The organism is Pseudoalteromonas sp. OF5H-5, assembly GCF_021530695.1.
GTDB lineage: Bacteria > Pseudomonadota > Gammaproteobacteria > Enterobacterales > Alteromonadaceae > Pseudoalteromonas.
The window spans coordinates 253,643-274,057 of record NZ_JAKGBF010000007.1 but is presented as its reverse complement, the minus strand read 5'-3'; the positions used below and the strand labels follow the sequence as shown (position 1 = coordinate 274,057).

Sequence of the window (20,415 nt, the reverse complement as noted above, 5' to 3'; positions counted from 1 at the left end):
CTCATACTTGTGCTTAGCAATGCTTTGATTCAACTTACATATTTGTGTCTTAAAAGTGTCACCTATTTGTTATTTTGCTCTTCTATGCTGATATTGTGAGCAATTAGGCGTGACTCGAATGATGAAAGCAAAACTAGCCGAGCTGGACGCTGCATTATACTTTGTGGTGTTTTGCCCTAAACCAAGAAACTGGTTTAGATTGATAGCATTAGGTCTATCCAAAAGTGGCAACGGTGGACTCTATGTGTTGGTCGCAATTGCGTGCGCTCTGTTTTTGGAGCAGCTAGGTCAGCAATTTGCACTCACCGTGATTTTGGCCTTTGCAATTGAAAGGCCGCTTTACTTCTATCTAAAAAATCGTTTTGCACGATTACGACCATGTGACTGCTACGCAGTGAAAGCCTTGTTGACGCCGAGTGATAAGTTTAGTCTGCCCTCGGGGCATAGTGCTGGCGCTTGGCTATATGCGACTTGCTTGATGGAGCAAATTCCACTAGCTGCGTTTCCGTTGATGATTTGGGCTTCAGGAGTGTCATTGTCACGCGTAATTGTAGGGGTACATTATCCACTTGATGTGGTGCTTGGTGCGGCAATGGGTGTTGCCTGTGCAAGTTTAGCGATAGTGATATTAGGAAGCGTATGAAAATACTATATGGTGTTCAAGGAACGGGAAATGGCCATACGACTCGAGCTCGGGTAATGGCAAATTGCTTTCGCAACATGGGAATTTCTGTTGACTACTTTTTTTCTGGACGTCCTTCGGAAAACTATTTCGATATGCATGATTTTGGTGATTATCGCAGTTGCCGAGGGTTGTCATTCGTTACCGAGCGTGGCCAGTTAAATCGTTTAAAAACTTTTCAGTCGCTCAAGTTTGGTGAGTTTATTCGCGACGTTAGAAAATTAGATGTATCAGGTTATGATTTGATCTTTAACGACTTTGAGCCTGTCAGTGCGTGGGCAGGAAAGCTGGCAAAGGTTCCGGTGATAGCAATGAGTCATCAAGCGTCATATTTATATGATGCTGTTCCACAATTTGCCGTACAGCCTTGGCACAAAGCCCTGATCCGGTATTTTGCACCAGCTGATATTCATCTTGGGGTGCACTGGCAACCGTTTGATAAGCATATTATTCCGCCTTTTATTCCTTACGAGGCTGAGCAGGAGCAATGTGCATCGATAATTAACAAAGTTTTGGTTTATCTGCCGTTTGAAGCTTTGGATAGCATTATTGAGTTGTTAAAAGATTTCCCTGATAAGGAGTTTTACTGCTATCACCCGGATGCTGACAATGCTTCTTTGCAACATATTCACCTGAGAAAACCGAGTCGTTCTGGGTTTATTCAGGACTTAAGAAATACCAGTGGTGTGATTGCAAATGCCGGGTTTGAGCTGTCTAGTGAAGCATTAAAACTCGGTAAAAAACTGCTACTTAAACCATTAGATGGTCAATTTGAACAGCAGAATAATGCGCAGACGCTAGCCGAGCTCGGTCATGCCCAAGTGATGAATTATCTCAATGCTGGGGCGCTGGAAGAATGGCTGCGAACAGACGCGAAGGCATCGTTTTATTTTCCATCCGATCCTAGCTTGCTAGTGGAGTGGTTGATAGGAGGTCAATGGCACAATATTGATTTATTGCACAATCAACTCTGGAGTGGTGTTAATAATTTGTATGTAAAAGCGGCGTAAATATATTAATTTGTAATATGAACCCAGAATAATTACCTATTATGAGGCAAGGCTGAAAGGCTTCAGCTATACTTTAGCCAGTCTATTAACATTGTAGGTAAGCCGATGGCGGTATTAGAAAATCTGACTATCAGACGTCGTTTGCAAGTGAATGCATTAGTGGTAGGGATTGCCTTGGTTGTTATGTTAATTATGATCATGTACGAAGCTCGTACTATGCTGAAATTGAATGAAACCATTCAATATGCAGAAGAGCTCGACATTCATGAATTAGCAATGCGCAAACACGAGAAAAATTTCCTTTTTTACAAGCAGGTAGATTCACTCGATGAGTTTGAAAACGAGTATCATGAGCTGCAAACTAAGCTCGCTTTGTTGCAAGGTACTTTTTCTGATTTTGATATCGATTTAGGTCGGATCAACGAATTTGAACGCTTAGCAAAAAGTTATTACGATGACTTTCAAAAAGTGGTGCAATTACAAAAAACAATTGGCTTGCATCCAAAGGATGCTCTTTACGGTGAGCTTCGTGGTGCGGTACACGAGGTAGAAACACTACTAAAAGAGCAGCAGAATTATCAACTCCTTTCAACCATGCTGCAGCTTCGTCGAGCCGAAAAAGACTTTATGTTACGTTTTGATACCAAATATCTTAAGCGTTTTGACGAGCTAGTTGCACAGTTTTCTCAGGAAATTCGTAGTGCTGGGTTTAACGCTCAATATCAATCTAAGCTACTTAGTTTATTGAGCACCTATCAATCCAAATTTGCGGGTTTAGTTCGAGCACAAGAAGCACTTGGCTTAGATTTAACGAGCGGTGCGCTTGGCAAGATGAAAGTGAGTGTTGAGAAAAGTGATGCGGTGGTCTCTGAAGTCGTGGAGCAGGCAAAGGCAGAGATCAAAGAAAACGTTGATAAAACTCAGATGCTTGCCATCGGTGTATTTGTTGTGGCTGGTATTATCGTGATGACTTTGGTGTTATCGACTAGTCGCTCAATTATTCAGCCCGTAGAGCGCGTTTATCAAACCATTGAGCGCATTCGTCGTGAAAATAATTTAAGTCTACAAATTGAACAAAGCGGTAATGACGAAATCACGATTATGACCCGTGATTTTAATAGCTTAATTTCTGACTTCAGAGATCTCATTGCTGATGTGAATGGAGCGTTGGCAACTATTAATGAAGCCACGGATCATTTAACGGAGACAACAGCCCAAACGAGTACTGGTATGGCTGAGCAGTTGCACGAAGCGGATATGGTTGCAACCGCTGCGACCGAGATGCAAGCGACGATCCAAGACATTTCTCATAATACGGGTGAAGCGGCGCATAAAGCCGAGACAACGAATGAAAATGCGCAACAAGGTCGCCGTGAGGTTACTGCAACAATTGAGCACATCATGCAGTTATCGGAATCGTTAGGTGGTGCTTCAAGTGTTGTTGCTCAGTTAGAGCGTGACGGTGAAACTATTGGCTCGGTATTGGATGTGATCCGTGGTATTGCAGAGCAAACAAACTTACTTGCGCTAAACGCTGCTATTGAAGCTGCACGTGCGGGAGAGCAAGGTCGAGGTTTTGCTGTTGTAGCGGATGAAGTTAGGTCACTTGCGCAGCGTACTCAAGACTCCACGCAAGAAATCGAAAGTATCATTTCTACACTGCAACAGCGTACACGAGAAGTGGTGAACATCATGGAACAATGTCGTGAACAAGGCAATGAAAGTGTGTCGCAAGCCGAAAAGGCTGGGGAGTTGCTCAGCATGATCACCCAAGATGTGCAAACGATTATGGAAATGAGCACACATATCGCGACGGCAATTGATGAACAAAACCAAGTTGCTTCAGAAGTGAATAAAAACGTGGTTAAGATCAGAGACATTGCGCAAGGTGCCTCAGAGCATGCTCACTCTAATGCGCAAAGTAGTGAAGAAGTCGCAGAGCAAGCGCGCGTATTACACGAAGCAGTGGCTAAGTATCAGGTATAAACACCAATTCAACCTGAGGTTCTTAATGTCAAAACCCCACTTAATTTTTAGTGGGGTTTTTATTTAGACTCAAGATAGGTATCGCTTAAATGAATACCAATGTAGCAGTGGTAAGTTACAATTCGGATTGGCCGCACCAGTTCAATAAAGAGAAACAGGCGATACTCGCTCATCTATCCAAGGCAAATGTAGCTGCTTTACACCATATTGGCAGTACATCGGTGCCACAGCTGTGTGCTAAACCAATAATAGATATGTTATTGGAAGTAAATGACTTAGATAAATTAGGTATAGAGTCAGAAAAACTGCGTGATTTAGGTTATGAGATAATGGGAGAGTTTGGTATTGCTGGGCGTCGTTATTTTCGTAAAGGCATAGCGCCTAGAACTCATCATCTGCATGCTTTTTTAGCCGGTTCTGATGGAGTTAAACGTCACCTTGCCTTTCGTGACTATTTAATTACTTTTCCAGATATAGCGAGACAATACGCTAGGGTTAAGCAAGAAGCTGTAAACGCCTGTAACCAGGATATGGAGAAGTACATTGCATTTAAGAATGACTTTATTCAATACCATGAGCAGCATGCATTGCTATGGCGGTTTGGTTAAGGCACAAACTTGATAGGTACGCTGTCCTTTTGGGTTTTATACTCTTCTACAGCGTTTACATATTCCTGCCATAGCACATCGTGTTGTGTAGCTATAGTGTATAAGTATTGCCAGCTGTAGAGCCCTGAGTCGTGGCCATCATCAAAAACAAAGCGTGCAGCATAGTGACCAACGGGTTCAATTTTCTTTATGGCGACATTCTGTTTGTTTAGCACGAGTTGCTTTTGCGCCGGACTATGCCCTTGCACTTCGGCGGATGGTGAATGTGTTCGTAAGAATTCGGCACTTAGCGTAAAACAGCGGCCGTCCTCAAAATAAACATCGAGTACTTTACTGAGTTTATGGTAATGAAGTTTGGTGACTTGATACATAATTGGTATAACTCAAAAAGCGGAGCAAGGCTCCGCTTTTGATTTTAATTTACAGAATGAAGCGGCTTAAATCTTCATCCTGAACAAGCATGTCTAAATGCTGTTCAACGTAGGCGGCATCAATTGTCAAGGTATCACCGGCCTTTTCACTGGCATCGAATGAAATCTCTTCCATCAGTTTTTCCATCACAGTGTGAAGGCGACGCGCACCGATGTTTTCAGTTTTCTCGTTGACCTGATATGCAGCTTCAGCCAGTTTAGTGATAGCGTCATCGGTAAAGTCGATAGTGACGTCTTCTGTTTTCAGTAGCGCTTGTTGCTGCTCTGTAAGAGATGCATTTGGCTCAGTTAGAATACGTTTGAAATCACCCGCAGTTAGTGCTTCTAGTTCAACGCGAATAGGTAAACGACCTTGTAGTTCAGGGATTAAATCCGACGGCTTGGCCATTTGGAACGCACCTGACGCGATAAATAAAATGTGGTCGGTTTTTACCATGCCGTGTTTAGTATTAACGGTTGAACCTTCGATAAGTGGTAGTAAGTCGCGTTGTACACCTTCACGGCTAACATCTGGGCCAGAAGATTCACCACGCTTACAAATTTTATCGATTTCATCAATAAACACGATACCGTTTTGTTCAACTGACTCAATAGCTTGCTCTTTAAGCTCTTCTGGATTAACAAGCTTTGCAGCTTCTTCTTCAATCAATAGCTTAAGTGCTTCTTTAATCTTCAGCTTACGGTTCTTTTTCTTGTCACCCGACATGTTTTGGAACATGCTCTGTAGCTGGCTGGTCATTTCTTCCATACCAGGAGGTGACATGATCTCAACATGAGGCGCCGTTTCTGCGATGTCGATCTCAATTTCTTTGTCGTCTAACTGACCTTCACGTAGTTTCTTACGAAATACTTGGCGTGTTGACGAGTTTTCATTTGGCTGAGACTCACCATAAGCGTCTTTTGCTGGTGGCAAAAGTGCATCTAAAATACGCTCTTCGGCGGCTTCTTCAGCGCGGAATTTGAATTTCTTGGTTTGTTGTTCACGTGTTAGCTTAAAAGAAACTTCGACTAGATCGCGGATGATGGTCTCAACTTCTTTACCAACATAACCCACTTCGGTGAACTTAGTCGCTTCTACTTTGATAAATGGTGCGTTAGCAAGCTTTGCTAGACGGCGGGCAATCTCAGTTTTACCCACACCCGTTGGGCCGATCATCAAAATATTCTTTGGTGTAACTTCTGCACGCAGCTCTTCATCAAGCTGCATGCGACGCCAACGGTTGCGCAGTGCAATCGCGACGGCTTTTTTGGCTTTGTCCTGACCGATAATGTGTTGATCAAGCTCGTGCACAATCTCTCTTGGAGTCATAGCTGTCATGACGAGTCCTATTACAATTCTTCGATAGTTTGGAAATTATTGGTAAATACGCAGATATCGCCGGCGATCTTCAGGCTCTTTTCCACGATTTCTTTCGCACTTAAGTCTGTATTTTCAAGTAGTGCGGTTGCAGCCGCCTGTGCGAAGTTACCACCACTGCCGATAGCAATAAGGTCATGCTCTGGCTGCACCACATCGCCGTTACCTGTGATGATTAGCGAGGCGGTTTCATCGGCTACCGCAAGTAGGGCTTCAAGCCTTCTTAATGCTCTGTCGGTACGCCAGTCTTTTGCCATTTCTACGGCTGCTTTAGTGAGATGGCCTTGGTGCATCTCTAGCTTTGCTTCAAAGCGTTCAAATAATGTAAATGCATCAGCTGTACCGCCAGCGAAACCTGCCAGTACTTTACCATTGTATAGACGACGTACTTTACGTGCGTTGCCTTTCATAACTGTGTTACCAAGCGAAACTTGGCCATCACCGCCGATAACCACTTTGTCATCGCGACGAACACTAACGATGGTAGTCATAGTAATCCTTATCTGGGCCTGTGCCCGTGTAACTCTAGATTAGTAGGAAATATGGGTAGACTTATAAAAATCAAGTCCAGCCCCAAATCCCGCAGCCAAATATCCCAACGCGCTGCAATTTGTTTTTATCGCTTTCTGCTAAACGCTTGGTATCGTAGGGGCCAAGACGGACACGATACCAGACACCGTTACTCCCTTCGGTACGACGGATCTCCGCGATTAATCCAGCAAACGCAACTTTGGCTTTCATGGCTTCGGCTTGGCTATGGGTTCTAAATGAACCACACTGCATTTGATAGGGACCTTTGCTCTCGATCTCTTTAACCTCGACCTTGATTTCATGATTTTTAATTTCTTCAATGAACTCAGGTGGGCGAGGCTTTGGTTTACTAACCTTTTGCTCGGCAACTGGGTGTGGGTTTTTGGCTTGCTCTACTTCTTTAGGATCGGCATTGGTTTTTATAAACCAAAGACCGTAGGCAAACCCTCCGATTAGTAGAAATGCAAAAATAGCAGCAATAACAGGAAATTTCGCCGATTTTTCTGGCTTGTCTTTCCCCTTGCCTTTAGGTTTCTTATTGATGTAATCGTGCTGTGCCATAGGTTATTTGATTTTAATAGCTATCCATTGGATCAACATCTATGCTCCAGCGTACTCGATTGGCAGACTCATGCGTAGCGATATAGCGCGCAAGTTGCGAAAGGTAGTCCCGCAGCACAGTGCGTTGTTGTGCGTGTATGTGTAATTGATATCTGAACTTTCCAGCTATTCGTTCAAGTGGTGCTGGAATTGGACCCAGCAATTGTATACCAGGATAGGGGGTAGCAGGAACCAAATCCGACAAAAAGCGCAATACTGTATTTATATTTGTTGCCTCGGCGCGGATGATAGCTAAGTGTGCGAAGGGGGGAAGCATAGCTTCTTCACGCTCTTGTAAGGCATATCGCGCGAAGTCGCCATAACCATTATTAATTAAATCTTGCAATAATGGATGTTCTGGAAAATGCGTTTGCAATAACACGGTTCCCGCTTCACCGGCACGTCCGGCTCGTCCAGCAACTTGCGTAATGAGCTGTGCCATTTGCTCGGTTGCTCTAAAGTCACAAGAGTAAAGTCCTGAGTCCACATCCAAGATAATCACAAGGCTGACATCGGCAAAGTGGTGGCCCTTGGCAAGCATTTGAGTGCCGACCAGAATTCGCGCGCCACCTTGATTAATTTCTTCAAGGGCGCTTTCAAGGCTGCCCTTACGGCGCGTAGAATCTCGGTCAATGCGAGTGACCGGAATATCAGTGAAGCGTTCGCTTAAAAAGCCTTCGAGTTGTTCTGTACCAAGCCCTGTGGGCATGATTTGGGTGCTGCCGCAATCTGGACACTGTCTCGGTACAAAGTCCTGCTCACCGCAATGGTGACATACCAAGCGGTTCATATTTTTATGGTACGTGGCGCTGGTAGAGCAATGTTTACAGGTATTAAGCCATCCGCATTCGTGACACATCAATGTTGGTGCAAAGCCCCGACGATTTAGAAACACCATAACTTGCTTACCGCGAGCGAGTGTTTTTTCCATCCAATGTAAACTCATTGGTGAAAACCCGCCTTGTTCTGGCTGACCTTTCATGTCGACAAGGTGAAATTGGTTGTCGTGCTGGGTCTGCGCTCGTTTACTCAGTGTGACGAGTTGATATTTGTTGGTAATGGCTTTGTGTAATGTTTCTAATGCCGGTGTTGCGGTTCCCAAAAGCAAAGGGCAGTGTGCCTGATGCGCTCGAAATGCAGCGAGATCTCTGGCGTGATAGCGCAGGCCTTCTTGCTGTTTAAACGAGTTGTCGTGCTCTTCGTCAACGATGATCATGCCGAGATTTTGAAATGGCAAAAAAACGGCCGAGCGAGTACCGATAACCAAAGCGCTCAGACCCTTTTCGGCGCGACGCCAAGTATGTAGGCGCTCATTATCGGTTAGATTTGAGTGCCATAAATCAATGGGCAGGTTATTAAAGCGCTTTTTGAAGCGGTTGACTGTTTGCGGTGTGAGTCCAATTTCAGGCACCAAGATCAGTGCTTGTTTACCCGCTTTTATTATGTTTTCAAGGCTCTGTAAGTAGACTTCGGTTTTACCACTTCCCGTTACACCTTCGATTAAAAAGGTACGGTAACCGACTTGTGCATTAACGGCGCTGCAAATAGTCGCTTGCTGGTCGTTTAGGCGTGGCTTTTCGCCTAGCTGTAATTCGTTTTGCGACCAATCACTATCATGCTCAATAGATTGTGAGATAAGCGCTTTTTCTTCCAATGCTTTAATTGTTTGGCTAGCAAATCCGAGCGCTTTGAGTTCGCTTAATTTTATTGCGCCACCTTCATATAATTGGGAAAGCAGCGCTTGTTGCTTTTTGGCTCGCAGTGTTGGTAGTTTCTGGCCTTTTTCCGTTAATCTGACGATGGGGATCTGAGTTTTGTCTGGGCTTCCTCCATCTCTGAGTACCGCCGGTAGTGCTGTGAATAAGGTATCACCAATTGGATGACAGTAATACTGAGAGACAAAGTGTAAGAAGCTAAGTTGTGCTTGATTAAAGACAGGGTGCTCGTCCAACACCTCAATAATTTGCTTGAGCTTTTCTTTTGGTACATCGGTGTCGTCTTTTTTAGCAAGTGCAATCGCAGTGCAGCGACGGTTGGCAAAATTGACGGTGACTCTCATTCCTGCTTCAACTTGCATGGTTGGTGCTAGCAAATAGTCGAATGTTCGGTGCAGTGGCAGCTTTAAAGCTACTTCAAGAATGAGCATGTATTACAATTCCATAAAGTGAGCGCAGTGACGAAGTATATACCTAAGGTGGTACGAATTGAAAACGTACTCTGCGACGGTGATAAAAAACTCTGAAATATTGCTTGTAGATTGTTCAGTTAAGCACTAAAATACGCGTCCACATTTTTGTATAACTACGTATGGTGCCAGACTTCGGGTTTGGAGAGCGATACGGCCTTAACTAGAGGTTGCTATGAAAGAAGGTATTCACCCTAATTACGAGACGATCACTGCATCGTGCTCTTGCGGTAACAAGTTCGAAACTCGTTCAACGCTATGTAAAGATATTCACCTAGACGTATGTTCTGCATGTCACCCGTTCTACACTGGTAAGCAGAAGATCCTTGACACAGGTGGCCGTGTAGATCGCTTTAACAAGCGTTTCGGTGCACTTAGCAGCAAGAAGTAATCTTGTTGGTCTAGTCGAAAAAAGCACCTTTAGGGTGCTTTTTTTGTGCCTGTTTGAAAATACCTTCTCGATTTATACATCCTATTCTGCATCAGCAGATAGACCGTCAGTCATCCCGTCTTATTGTGTCTTTTATTCTTCTAAAATAAAAAACTTGCCAGTTTGGCAGCAAAACTTTACTGATCTCTTGGGTAGAGTAAAAACTCTATTTAGCAGATAAATATTGAACATTTACGAGCTTAAGTTGTGAAAATAATCAAAGCTCATATAGTAAATACTATCAGGTATGAGCACTTAATATAAACTAAAGTCAGTATATTGCGATTAAATGTCGGTATCTTGACGTTAAAGTTAGTTAAGTTGCTATTTTCTTATTGTTTTTATAGTTGGTGTACATTTGTGCTAATTTTATACATTCTGTGCTGGTTTTAGCGTCTTGTTTTTTAAGTTTTAGTCATTTTATTTGTGAAATATTTCTTAAAATTGAGCTTATCTTCTCGGAAAAGTATAGAAAATACCATGCTAGTGGATAGACCTGATTTTACTTGAATAATGAGCAAAACTCGGTATTGTGTGAATACGGTCGATTAACTATATGTCCTATTGACATACCGCGACAGCAAAGCACATACGCTTGTTGAGTGGTTGAATGTCGTCGCTCATATAGTTAATCGCACTGTGTGTTGCTGTAACCAGCTAGCTAGGTTGCCAACATTCAGAATGCGAACGTTTACCACACTCTCACATTAACTTCGTAGGAAAATATCGCGCCATGACAGACTTTCGTCAACAAGCTCTAGATTATCACGAGAAGCCCGTTCCAGGTAAAATCAGTGTTGAACTCACTAAACCTGCCGAGACCGTAAAAGACTTGGCACTTGCATACAGCCCAGGTGTTGCAGAGCCAGTACGTGAAATCGCGGCTGATCCGGCGAATGCATACCGTTACACGGGTAAAGGAAATATGGTTGCGGTGATCAGTAATGGTACGGCAATTCTTGGCTTGGGTAACTTAGGTCCTTTGGCGTCAAAGCCTGTTATGGAAGGTAAGGCACTATTATTTAAGCGTTTTGCGGGCCTTGATTCAATCGATATCGAAGTTAAGCACAACACCACTGAAGACTTCATCAATACTGTGGCAAATATCGCAGACACATTTGGTGGTATTAACCTTGAAGATATTAAAGCGCCAGAGTGTTTTGAAATTGAGCGCGCGCTAATTGAACGTTGTGACGTTCCTGTATTCCATGATGATCAGCACGGCACTGCAATTGTAACCGCTGCGGGTATGCTGAATGCGTTGGAAATCCAAGGTAAAGATATTCATGATGCGATTATTGTGTGTCTTGGCGCGGGTGCAGCCGCTATTGCTTGTATGGAATTACTGATCAAATGCGGTGCCCAACGTGAGCACATCTATATGCTGGACAGAAAAGGCGTGATCCATACTCGTCGTGATGACCTAAATGAATACAAAGAGCTGTTTGCAAACAACACGGATAAGCGTACGTTACAAGACGTGATTGCGGATGCGGACGTATTTGTTGGTGTTTCTGGCCCAGACTTACTTTCTGCTGAGGATCTAAAGCTAATGGCTGACAAGCCAGTGGTATTCGCTTGTTCTAACCCAGACCCTGAGATCAGCCCTGAAGTTGCACACGGTGCACGTAATGATTTGATCATGGCGACAGGCCGCTCGGATTATCCAAACCAAGTAAATAACGTACTGTGTTTCCCGTTTATCTTCCGTGGTGCGCTTGATGTACGCGCAACCGCTATCAATGACGAGATGAAGATTGCAGCGGTTGAAGCAATTAGAACGATTGCGAAAGAGCCTGTACCTGCTGAAGTGTTAAAAGCGGCTGACGTAGATAGTCTAGAGTTTGGTCCTGAGTATATTATTCCAAAACCAATGGATCCACGTTTGTTACCTCGTATCGCAAAAGCGGTAGCGATAGCTGCAATTGAATCAGGCGTGGCACAAATCGATATGCCAGCTGGATATATGGAATAATACCATTGGTATTATTCAAATGAAAAAGCCTCGATTGAGGCTTTTTTTGTGTCTGTATTTCCAGAGCGAAAGAGTAGTTATCACTCTTCGTTTATTTCTGGGATCTCCAAACCGCGCTCTTCCATTATTTGTCTTACCTCTAAAGGAATACGCTCTGGATTATCTTTTCTCAAGTCTTCATCGCTCGGCAGTGGCTGGCCTGTGAAGGCATGTAGAAACGCCTCACATAAAAGCTCACTGTTCGTGGCATGACGTAAGTTATTCACTTGGCGACGTGTACGCTCATCAGTTAGCACTTTGAGTACATTCAGAGGTATGCTCACCGTGATCTTTTTTACTTGCTCTGCTTTCTTACCGTGTTCTGCATATGGGTGAATATACTCACCGTTCCATTTTGCCATAATTGTGTACTTGCCTCAGTTACATCAATGCCAATATGACTGGGTTCTGGTCTACATTATTCACCAACCGCATGAATATAGGGATAACCTTACGAATTAAAGATAAATCCCAAACTCAAATAGATGAATAAACTAATCCGCCATAGCGAGATAGAAGAATCTCTGCCATAGTTTTCAATAACTCAGTCGTATTAGCAACGCCTAGAGTGGCGAAATTTTATCGGTTTAAAAAAGATAGTCAAATACTAGTTATTTAGCCATTTAGCAGTATAAATGTTTTGACTTCTGGTTTCTGTTGTTCTAACCTTTTAGACGTCTAAACATCCAACTATCTAGGTGACCTTATGAGTCAAGTTAATAAATCGACGGTAGCAGTGCGTCACGGTATAGAAGCTGATAAAGCGCATGGGGCAGTAGTGCCACCGCTTTACCTTTCTACCACCTATTCTTTTGCCGATTTTGATACCAAACGCGACTACGATTATGGCCGCAGCGGTAACTTTAATCGTGATGTGCTTGCACAGGCACTTACCGAACTTGAAGGTGGTGCTCGTGGTATTATTACCGCCACTGGCATGGCTGCCGTTCACCTAGTAACTCAACTGCTTAACCATGACGATACGCTGGTTATTCCACATGACTGCTATGGTGGTAGCTATCGCTTGTTTACATCGCTTGCAAAGCGTGGATTACTCAAATTAACAGTCTTGGATCTCACGCAACCTGAAAGTCTTGCGCAGCTGCAGCAGATCAAACCTAAATTAGTTTGGATTGAAACACCAAGTAACCCAATTTTGCGGTTAACGGATATAGAAGCTGTCGTAAATGCAGCACACGCTGTGGGGGCTTTGGTCGCCGCTGACAACACCTTCTTGTCTCCTGCATTACAAAACCCCATTGCCTTTGGCGTGGATGTCGTCGTGCATTCAACCACTAAATATATCAATGGTCATTCTGATGTAGTGGGGGGCGCGGTGATCGCGCGTACACAGGAATTGGGTGATGAGTTAGCTTGGTGGGCGAATAATATCGGTATTACCGGTGCACCTTTTGATAGTTACCTTACCCTACGTGGACTGCGCACCTTAAATGTGCGTTTACGCCAACATCAAGAAAATGCTCAGCTTATTGCAGAATATTTAGAAAAGTCGCCGTATGTTAGCCAAGTTTATTACCCTGGCCTTGAGTCGCATCCTCAACACGAACTTGCGAAAAAACAACAGCTCGGCTTTGGTGGCATGGTGAGCTTTGATATCAAAGGCGATCTGCAAACATCTGCGAAGTTTTTAACGTCTCTAACGCACTTTTCATTGGCAGAATCTTTAGGTGGGGTTGAGAGTCTTATTTGTCATCCAGCGACGATGACACACGCGGGTATGGATCCGCAAGCACGTTTAGAAGCGGGAGTGGGTGACACGTTGATTCGTATTTCTGTAGGCATTGAAGATGCACAGGATCTCATTGCAGATCTGGAAGCGGGATTTGCATGTATTGATGAAAGTCAGGCGAGTGATGATGCTAAGTCATTCAAATTAACGCCTGCACATACAGTAGCGTTGTGGTGAGTAAATGGCAAAAGTAGTACATAAGTTTGGTGGTTCGAGTTTAAGCTCGCCAGAGCGTTATCAGGCGGTTGCCAAGATAGTGTTAGAGCAATGTCAACTAGGTGACAGTGTTGTGGTTTCTGCTGCAGGAAAAACAACGAATACCCTAGTGAAGTTATGGCAAAGCTTTGAGCAGCAAGATGTTCGCGCATTCAACGATGTTTTATTACAAGTTGAAAATCATCAACGTGAATTAATTGATGCCCTGTTTGTAGGTGAACAACACAGTGTGTTACTCAAACAGCTTGTCAATGAGCTGCAAGCAATCGCTTCAGGACGAGAAGAACAGCATCTTCACTACGCGAGTTTACTTGCACATGGAGAGCTATGGTCGGCTCGTATATTAGCAAACTACCTAAGTTCTCAAGGTATCGAAGCCAAAGCTATCGACGCTCGTACGTTATTTGTACAACAAGAGGGGGTGTTACTACACGCCCATAACAAAGAAGCGTGCTATCGCGCAATTGATGATCACGCTATCTATATCGTTACCGGTTTTATTGCCGCAAATGCACAAGGTGAAACGGTGACTTTAGGCCGAAATGGCAGTGACTATAGCGCGACTTTGTTGGCAAGTTATCTTGATGCGGCTCAAGTATCAATTTGGACGGATACAACGGGTGTATTCAGCACTGATCCACGTAAAGTCGCCAATGCCATAAAATACACAAAGGTATGTCGTGGCCAAGCTGAATTACTCGCACGATTAGGTAATCCAGTACTACATGCAAAAACGCTGTCTCCACTTAAAGATACCGATATAAAACTGCAAGTTCGCAGCAGCTTTGACGCCGATGCACTTGGCACTGAGATAGTAAAGGCAGGCTATAGCAAAGAGAAGCGCTTTATTACCACTTTTGGACAACTTGACCTGTTACGCGTTGAGCAGCTAAAAAGTGGTGAAGTGAAACAGCTAAGCCAGCTTATTCAACATAGCATTCATCATTTTGTTAAAGGTGGAGAGGCACACTTACTGGTGCCATCTGAGTTTAGCCATGTTGTGATTAAAGCGCTGGATTCGCGAGCCAATATTATTGAGTCGCAAGTACAAGGCTTTGCTATTGTTGCCCCAAGTCAGGATGTTGCTGGCTTACATCAGCAAGCTCTGGAATTATTGGATGAACATGCGATTGTCACCCGTTTTGTGCTGCAAGAGCGCCATTACAGCTTAGTGTTAACCGATCAAGCAATTGATAGCGATCTACTTGCTATATTGCACGAACGTTTGGTCAATAAAGGCAGAGAGCTTGCTGTGATTGTAGCTGGTGTTGGCAATGTGGGTGAAGTGTTTATCGAACAATGTAAAAACCAAGTCGCTAAGCTGAGTGAGCACTTTGATCTTAAGTTGGTTGGCTTACTGCGTTCTAAGCAAATGTTGTTCTGTCCAAGCGGGTTGAATTTAGCATCGTGGCAACAGCAATGGCAAAATGAGGCCATCGAATATAATGAAGCAGAGCTATTCACTCGTATTAAAGAGCTAGATTACGAGCATAAAGTGGTGGTCGATATTACTGCGAGCGAGCGTTTCAGCGAGTTGTATCCGCAGTTTGTTGAACATGACTGCCATTTGATCAGCGCTAATAAATATGCCGGCACGGCACAACAAGGTTGGTACTCCAAGCTGCGTCAGCAGTTACAAGAGCGTAACCTGTTATGGCGTTACAACACCAGTGTTGGCGCAGGTCTACCCATTAACTTTGCGTTGGCTGATCTGCAAAATAGTGGCGATGAAGTGGTGAGAATTGAAGGCGTCTTTTCCGGCACTTTATCTTGGCTGTGTAGTCGCTATGATGGTTCTGAAGCATTTTCTGAGCTAGTGCTCGGGGCGCAAGAACTTGGTTTTACTGAGCCCGATCCGCGCGAAGATCTATCTGGCCGTGATATGCAGCGTAAGCTTTTGATCTTAGCAAGAGAGTTAGACATTGAACTTGAGCTTGACGATATTGAATTAGAGGCGTTAATGCCTGAGTCATTGAGTGTGGGTTCATGGCAAACGTTTTTAGAAAATCGCCAGCAACTCGATGACTTTTATGCGACACACTATGCAAAGGCCACAGCGAATGACGCTGCGCTTCGTTATACTGGTGCGCTTGAAATTGCAAGCAATGGCAAAGTCTCTGCAAAAGTAGGCATTGCACAGGTACCAAATGGCTCGGCAATCGCGAATTTAACGCCGGGTGATAATATTTTTGTGATCCACACTAAATGGTATGAACAAAACCCGCTGGTGATCCAAGGCCCGGGGGCAGGTAAAGAAGTGACAGCAGCGGGAATACATTCCGATTTATTCTGGCTGACGCAAAATCTAAAATAACTCTTTTAAGAAAATAGATATAATACAACTGGTATAAGACAAAAATGCCGATACATCTGTATCGGCATTTCTATTTTAGAATAACTCTTCGTGAGTCGGTAGCGGCGCGGTATCGTCAAACGGTGTGCTGCTATCCGTATCCAATACGTACTTGGTTGGGGCCGTACCTTGCTCGAAATATTCAAACCGAGATGTGTAATCGTTCTTGCGAGACAAAAGCCCTGTCTTTAAGTCAATCCGAGTTGAAATAAGCCCAGGAGGCGGCTCTATTGGAGCCAAAGGCTCGTCTTTAAGCGCCTCACGCATAAAGTCTATCCAAGCAGGTTGTGCTGAAATCGCTCCGGCTTCTGCGCCAACAAGTTGATTATTACCAAGGTTAGCGTTGTAGGCCGCACGACCCAAGGATTTACTCGCATCGTCAAAGCCAACCCAGACTGTGGTGAGGACATTACGGTTAAAGCCCGTAAACCAAGTATCTACTGAGTCATTGGTGGTACCCGTTTTTCCAGCAAGGTCACGACGTTTTAACCATTGACCACGCCAGCCTGTGCCGCTCCAGCCCGTATCGTGTTTCCAGCTACCACCACCCCAGATAGCACTGTGAAGCGCATCAGCAATCAGAAATGCGTTTTGCTCCGAAATCACTTGCGGTGCACAGCGCTCAGGTTGTTCTTCCATCTGCTGTTCGTCGCAGACCAATAGCGGCTCTGCAGAACCCAGCTCAGTGCCGAATGAGTCGGTAATTTTATCGATAAAATACGGCTCAATGAGGTGACCGCCGTTGGCAAAAGTGGCCATGCCGCGCGCCATTTCAATAGGAGTCAGTGCTGCACTACCAAGTGCCAACGACTCGCTGCGATTAATATCTGCGTCTTGGAAACCAAATTTAAGCAAATGATCAGCAGCCTTATTTATGCCAACGCCTTTGATCAAACGAACAGATACCACGTTTTTCGATTGTGCAAGCGCTCGGCGAATACGGATTGGGCCGTTATACACTTCAGGGCTATTCTTCGGACGCCAAGCCACGCCAACGCTTCTGTCCCAATGATTAATCGGGGCATCATTAAGAATGGTGGCTAGGGTATAGCCATTTTCTAATGCGGATGAATAAATAAAGGGTTTGATGTTTGAACCCACCTGACGCTTAGCTTGGGTAGCGCGATTGTATTGGCTAAGCTCAAAGCTGTAGCCACCCACAATCGCCTTTACACGCCCATCCTGCGGGTCGAGTGAGACGAGGGCACTGGATGCCTGTGGCAACTGACTTAACATCCAGCCGTCGTCTTGTTTACGGACAAACACTTGCATGCCCGGCGCGAGGATATCTGCGGTTGTTTTTGGTGGTAAGCTTTGACGCGTTTCACTGATGTATTGTCTGGCCCAACTTAAGCCTGACCATTCCAATGTAATTTGCTCACCGGTTTTTAAGAGCAGGTCGGCCGTTTTCTCTGCAATGCTTAGCACCACAGCTGCTTTTAACGGCCCAATTTCATTGACCTTTTTAAGGCGAGTAATAATGCCTTCATGGCTTAGCGGCGATTCCGTTTCAGCATGCCAATAGGTTTCTTCTGCGCCTCTAAAGCCGTGACGCATATCGTAGGCATGTAAATTATCAACTAATGCATGCTGAGCAGCCTGTTGCATGTCTGATTCCACACTGGTGTAAACTTTCATGCCAGAGTTGTAAGCCTTATCAGTACCATAACGCTCAACCATATAGGCGCGAACCATTTCAGAAATATAAGGTGCATACAGCTCGATTTCGGCGCCATGGAATTTAGCCGTGATAGGAGCTTGTGTTGCCTCATCATATTCTGCTCGAGTAATATACTTTTCTGCAAGCATTCGTCCGAGCACAACATTCCGGCGCAATTGCGCGCGCTCTGGGTTACGAATTGGATTTAACGCAGAAGGCGCTTTTGGCAGGCCTGCAATCATTGCCATTTCTGCTAAAGTTAATTCTGATAGTGAGCGACCGTAGTAGACTTGCGCTGCAGCACCGATACCAAAGGCGCGATTACCCAGTTCAATTTTGTTTAAGTAAAGCTCAAAAATTTCGTCTTTCGTTAATAGCTGCTCAATATGCAACGCAATAAAGATTTCTTTCACTTTACGAATATAGGCTTTCTCTCTTGTTAAGAAAAAGTTTCTGGCAAGTTGCATGGTGAGCGTACTGGCTCCCTGCTTTTTTTGTCCTGTGGTGATAAGCACTAAAGCGGAGCGGACGATACCTATCGGATCAATACCGAAATGATCGTAAAAACGGTTATCTTCTGTCGCTAAGAATGCCTTGCGCATGGGGAGTGGAACATCCTGCAAACGTACAGGGATCCTGCGCTTTTCACCAAACTGATTGATGAGTTTTCCGTCTCGTGTAAAGACTTGCATGGGTGTTTGTAGTTGAACATCTTTCAAAACCTCTACACTTGGTATGTCAGATTTGACATAATAATAAAGACTGATAAGTGTCAACACGCCTAAAAGGGTACAAACAAAAACGAATTGTAAAAATCTTTTCAATAATTTCACGGAATTATCCCTAGTTAGACTCCCAATTACAGGTAGACACTGCTAGTATATCTTGATTAAAAAACGATTAATATTTTTGTGTGCTAAATTTTTATGGTACACAGTCTTAAAAGGAAACGGGCGCTTCACATGCTGAGCCAACTACTAAAAAAACAAGCACCTCTGATGATAGGGATCGATATCGGTTCCCATTGTGTCAAAGCGGTGTTGCTGTCGAAGACAAGTTCCAGCTACCGAGTAGAAGCCGTTGCGATTGAACCTATTCCGAAAGGAGCAGTAAATGAAAGGGCCATTCAAGACATTGAAGCGATCGGCAACGCGATAACTAAAATGAAGCGGCGCATTCCAAAGCTCACGCAATATGCAGCAGTTGCCGTATCCGGTCAGACCGTGATTACAAAAGTGATCTTTATGGATGTGTCATTAACTGATGCTGAACTCGAGTCCCAGATAGCGATTGAAGCAGATAGCCTGATCCCTTACCCGTTAGATGAAGTTAGTCTAGATTTTGAAAAAATTGGAGTAAACGAAGCCGATCCGTCAAAAATGAATGTGCTGCTCTCTGCGGCTCGTACCGAAAGCGTGCAAGCACGGGTTGGCGCATTGGAAGAAGCGGGTTTCAAAGCGAAAGTTGTTGATGTAGAAAACTACGCACTAAGTAGAGCCATGGACGTCATTTACCCTGAACTGCCAAATGATGCCTTTGATAAAATCGTAGCAATGATAGATATTGGCGCAGTGCTTACGCTGATTAGCGTTATTCAATCTGGGAAAACGATTTACACTCGTGACCAAGTGTTTGGTGGTGAGCAATATACCAACAGCATTGTTGCTTATTACAACAAAACCTACGATGAAGCAGAACTGGCGAAAACGACGGGGGATTTACCTCCAAACTATACCTTTGAAGTCTTGGCTCCTTTCCAAACTTCTATGCTGCAGCAAATTCGTCGAGCAGTGCAAATGTTTATGACGACCAGTGGTAAAGATCATATCGATTACATCGTGTTGACGGGTGGAACGGCTTTAGTGGATGGCTTAGATAAACTGCTCATTGATGAGCTTGGGATCCACACAATAGTGGCAGACCCGTTTACTGATATGGAGATTGCACCAAAAGTAGATAGGCATGTGCTGCAAAAGCATAAAGCGCAATTCGCCTTAGCGACAGGCTTGGCATTAAGGAGCTTCTCATCATGCCACATATAAATTTGCTTCCTTGGCGCGAGCAGCAAAGGCAAGCGTCGCAACAAATCTTTTTGACTATCATTGCGGTGATCATCGCGGCTTGTCTGTTGTTAATGTACTTGCTTGGCAGCTTCTATGACGGCTTGAAAACCGGGCAAGAAATTAAAAACCGCTATCTCGAAAGTGAGATCACTCAACTAGATTCACGGATTGTCGCGATTAACGATCTGAATAAGCAAAAAGAAAATTTACAACGCCGTATTCGGCTTATTGAAGAGCTACAACTCAACCGTAGTCTCGGCACGCAAATTATCGATGAAATAGCACGAGTAGTTCCGGCTGGGGTTTATCTCACCAGTCTTGAACGACAAGACAATATGATCAAAGTCATTGGTCGGAGTGAATCAAACAACCGCTTATCGCAAATGCTACGACAAGTTGAATCATCATATTTAATAGAGCGGCCGGTGATCCAAGGCATAGTAGCCGGTGAGCAAAGTTCAAAATTACTGAGTGATTTTACGATGCATTTTTATATTAAGTCTCATGACGACATCCACTTAGCCGATAAAGCGAAATAG

The 20,415-nt window shown here is 44.2% G+C and carries 17 protein-coding genes; 10 read left to right on the top strand and 7 right to left on the bottom strand.

Annotation, left to right across the window (positions count from 1 at the left end):
- Positions 1-118: 118 nt before the first annotated feature.
- The 4 genes from L1271_RS12785 (at position 119) to L1271_RS12770 (ending at position 4,286) form a co-directional block, all read left to right on the top strand.
- Positions 119-643, top strand: a complete 525-nt coding sequence (locus L1271_RS12785) for a phosphatase PAP2 family protein (protein ID WP_010368944.1) — start codon at positions 119-121, stop codon at positions 641-643.
- Positions 640-1,692 carry an MJ1255/VC2487 family glycosyltransferase gene (locus tag L1271_RS12780; RefSeq protein ID WP_235368001.1) on the top strand — a complete coding sequence of 351 codons (1,053 nt, stop codon included), beginning with the start codon at positions 640-642 and terminating at the stop codon, positions 1,690-1,692. The genes L1271_RS12785 and L1271_RS12780 overlap by 4 nt, the downstream gene beginning before the upstream one ends.
- Before the next feature lie 105 nt (positions 1,693-1,797).
- Complete coding sequence (locus L1271_RS12775) at positions 1,798-3,678, top strand: methyl-accepting chemotaxis protein (protein ID WP_235368000.1); 1,881 nt, start codon at positions 1,798-1,800, stop codon at positions 3,676-3,678.
- Between the two features lie 89 nt (positions 3,679-3,767).
- Positions 3,768-4,286 (top strand): GrpB family protein, encoded by a 519-nt coding sequence (locus tag L1271_RS12770; protein WP_235367999.1) that lies wholly within the window; start codon positions 3,768-3,770, stop codon positions 4,284-4,286.
- On the opposite strand, the gene L1271_RS12765 is transcribed toward L1271_RS12770, so the two are convergent.
- The 5 genes from L1271_RS12765 to priA form a co-directional block, all read right to left on the bottom strand.
- Positions 4,283-4,657 (bottom strand): gamma-butyrobetaine hydroxylase-like domain-containing protein, encoded by a 375-nt coding sequence (locus L1271_RS12765; protein ID WP_235367998.1) that lies wholly within the window; start codon positions 4,655-4,657, stop codon positions 4,283-4,285. The genes L1271_RS12770 and L1271_RS12765 overlap by 4 nt on opposite strands.
- Positions 4,658-4,706: 49 nt before the next feature.
- Positions 4,707-6,035 (bottom strand): HslU--HslV peptidase ATPase subunit, encoded by a 1,329-nt coding sequence (gene hslU / locus L1271_RS12760; RefSeq protein ID WP_010368934.1) that lies wholly within the window; start codon positions 6,033-6,035, stop codon positions 4,707-4,709.
- Positions 6,036-6,046: 11 nt separating this feature from the next.
- Entirely contained in the window at positions 6,047-6,565 is a 519-nt protein-coding gene (gene hslV / locus L1271_RS12755; RefSeq protein WP_010368932.1) for an ATP-dependent protease subunit HslV, read from the bottom strand.
- 70 nt (positions 6,566-6,635) lie between these two features.
- Complete coding sequence (locus tag L1271_RS12750) at positions 6,636-7,166, bottom strand: SPOR domain-containing protein (protein ID WP_010368930.1); 531 nt, start codon at positions 7,164-7,166, stop codon at positions 6,636-6,638.
- Between the two features lie 13 nt (positions 7,167-7,179).
- Complete coding sequence (priA, locus tag L1271_RS12745; RefSeq protein ID WP_235367997.1) at positions 7,180-9,351, bottom strand: primosomal protein N'; 2,172 nt, start codon at positions 9,349-9,351, stop codon at positions 7,180-7,182.
- A gap of 214 nt (positions 9,352-9,565) precedes the next feature.
- On the opposite strand from priA, the gene rpmE reads away from it, so the two are divergent.
- Together rpmE and L1271_RS12735 are read left to right on the top strand one after the other, a co-directional pair.
- Positions 9,566-9,781, top strand: coding sequence for a 50S ribosomal protein L31 (gene rpmE, locus L1271_RS12740; RefSeq protein ID WP_010607053.1), 216 nt, complete (start codon positions 9,566-9,568; stop codon positions 9,779-9,781).
- A gap of 772 nt (positions 9,782-10,553) precedes the next feature.
- On the top strand, positions 10,554-11,795 hold the full coding sequence (locus L1271_RS12735; RefSeq protein ID WP_235367996.1) for a malic enzyme-like NAD(P)-binding protein: 1,242 nt from the start codon (positions 10,554-10,556) through the stop codon (positions 11,793-11,795).
- 80 nt (positions 11,796-11,875) lie between these two features.
- Here the strand turns inward: L1271_RS12735 and metJ are convergent, their stop codons facing one another.
- A complete protein-coding gene (gene metJ / locus L1271_RS12730) occupies positions 11,876-12,196 on the bottom strand; it encodes a met regulon transcriptional regulator MetJ (protein WP_010368921.1) in 321 nt (106 codons plus the stop codon).
- Between the two features lie 344 nt (positions 12,197-12,540).
- Between metJ and metB the strand changes: the two genes are divergently transcribed.
- Entirely contained in the window at positions 12,541-13,761 is a 1,221-nt protein-coding gene (gene metB, locus L1271_RS12725) for a cystathionine gamma-synthase (protein WP_102057633.1), read from the top strand.
- A 4-nt stretch (positions 13,762-13,765) separates the two neighbouring features.
- Positions 13,766-16,114, top strand: coding sequence for a bifunctional aspartate kinase/homoserine dehydrogenase II (gene metL / locus L1271_RS12720; RefSeq protein WP_102057632.1), 2,349 nt, complete (start codon positions 13,766-13,768; stop codon positions 16,112-16,114).
- Positions 16,115-16,189: 75 nt separating this feature from the next.
- On the opposite strand, the gene L1271_RS12715 is transcribed toward metL, so the two are convergent.
- Complete coding sequence (locus L1271_RS12715; protein ID WP_227386793.1) at positions 16,190-18,646, bottom strand: penicillin-binding protein 1A; 2,457 nt, start codon at positions 18,644-18,646, stop codon at positions 16,190-16,192.
- Positions 18,647-18,775: 129 nt separating this feature from the next.
- Between L1271_RS12715 and L1271_RS12710 the strand changes: the two genes are divergently transcribed.
- Positions 18,776-19,855, top strand: a complete 1,080-nt coding sequence (locus L1271_RS12710; protein WP_010368913.1) for a pilus assembly protein PilM — start codon at positions 18,776-18,778, stop codon at positions 19,853-19,855.
- Complete coding sequence (locus tag L1271_RS12705; protein WP_235367995.1) at positions 19,843-20,415, top strand: PilN domain-containing protein; 573 nt, start codon at positions 19,843-19,845, stop codon at positions 20,413-20,415. The genes L1271_RS12710 and L1271_RS12705 overlap by 13 nt, the downstream gene beginning before the upstream one ends.

Coding starts and splice junctions, on each gene's coding strand:
- L1271_RS12785 (WP_010368944.1), top strand. CDS start 119: ATGATGAAAGCAAAACTAGCCGAGCTGGACGCTGCATTATACTTTGTG.
- L1271_RS12780 (WP_235368001.1), top strand. CDS start 640: ATGAAAATACTATATGGTGTTCAAGGAACGGGAAATGGCCATACGACT.
- L1271_RS12775 (WP_235368000.1), top strand. CDS start 1,798: ATGGCGGTATTAGAAAATCTGACTATCAGACGTCGTTTGCAAGTGAAT.
- L1271_RS12770 (WP_235367999.1), top strand. CDS start 3,768: ATGAATACCAATGTAGCAGTGGTAAGTTACAATTCGGATTGGCCGCAC.
- L1271_RS12765 (WP_235367998.1), bottom strand. CDS start 4,657: ATGTATCAAGTCACCAAACTTCATTACCATAAACTCAGTAAAGTACTC.
- hslU (WP_010368934.1), bottom strand. CDS start 6,035: ATGACAGCTATGACTCCAAGAGAGATTGTGCACGAGCTTGATCAACAC.
- hslV (WP_010368932.1), bottom strand. CDS start 6,565: ATGACTACCATCGTTAGTGTTCGTCGCGATGACAAAGTGGTTATCGGC.
- L1271_RS12750 (WP_010368930.1), bottom strand. CDS start 7,166: ATGGCACAGCACGATTACATCAATAAGAAACCTAAAGGCAAGGGGAAA.
- priA (WP_235367997.1), bottom strand. CDS start 9,351: ATGCTCATTCTTGAAGTAGCTTTAAAGCTGCCACTGCACCGAACATTC.
- rpmE (WP_010607053.1), top strand. CDS start 9,566: ATGAAAGAAGGTATTCACCCTAATTACGAGACGATCACTGCATCGTGC.
- L1271_RS12735 (WP_235367996.1), top strand. CDS start 10,554: ATGACAGACTTTCGTCAACAAGCTCTAGATTATCACGAGAAGCCCGTT.
- metJ (WP_010368921.1), bottom strand. CDS start 12,196: ATGGCAAAATGGAACGGTGAGTATATTCACCCATATGCAGAACACGGT.
- metB (WP_102057633.1), top strand. CDS start 12,541: ATGAGTCAAGTTAATAAATCGACGGTAGCAGTGCGTCACGGTATAGAA.
- metL (WP_102057632.1), top strand. CDS start 13,766: ATGGCAAAAGTAGTACATAAGTTTGGTGGTTCGAGTTTAAGCTCGCCA.
- L1271_RS12710 (WP_010368913.1), top strand. CDS start 18,776: ATGCTGAGCCAACTACTAAAAAAACAAGCACCTCTGATGATAGGGATC.
- L1271_RS12705 (WP_235367995.1), top strand. CDS start 19,843: ATGCCACATATAAATTTGCTTCCTTGGCGCGAGCAGCAAAGGCAAGCG.